The following is a 567-nucleotide window of genomic DNA, read 5'->3' as shown; positions in this document are numbered from 1 at the left end:
AAAACGCTTTATGTAGATACTGCGCCTGTGCGTGGCGAGATCCCAGATATCGAACCAGAACAAATTCATCTGGCGATCAAAGAATCTGGCGTATTAGAACAAAATACCGAATCAAGTATTGCGCACGGAAAAGAAGTGTTCGTAAAAACCAAAAAAGGCGTCATTAAACCGCGCACACCAAACCAAGCTCAATACTTGGTCAATATGGTTACGCACGACATCTCTTTTGGTATTGGTCCTGCAGGTACAGGTAAGACTTACCTTGCCGTTGCAGCAGCAGTTGATGCACTAGAACGCCAAGAAATTCGTCGCATTCTTTTGACACGTCCGGCGGTAGAAGCGGGTGAAAAACTGGGTTTCTTACCTGGTGATTTAAGCCAAAAGGTTGACCCATACCTTCGTCCACTGTACGACGCATTATTCGAGATGCTAGGCTTCGAGCGAGTTGAAAAGCTGATTGAACGCAACGTTATCGAGGTTGCTCCTCTGGCATACATGCGCGGTCGTACGCTGAACGATGCTTTCATCATTCTAGATGAAAGTCAGAACACTACCGTTGAACAGATG

Annotated in this window: 1 protein-coding gene; it reads left to right on the top strand. The window is 46.0% G+C overall.

Annotated features, from left to right (window positions below):
* On the top strand, window positions 1-567 hold a 567-nt coding region (locus R8N49_RS29330), incomplete at both ends, for a PhoH family protein (RefSeq protein ID WP_318190722.1).

This window comes from Vibrio sp. 1978 (assembly GCF_033344345.1).
The sequence above is the reverse complement of the archived record's forward strand: the minus strand, read 5'-3'. Positions and strand labels throughout refer to the sequence as shown.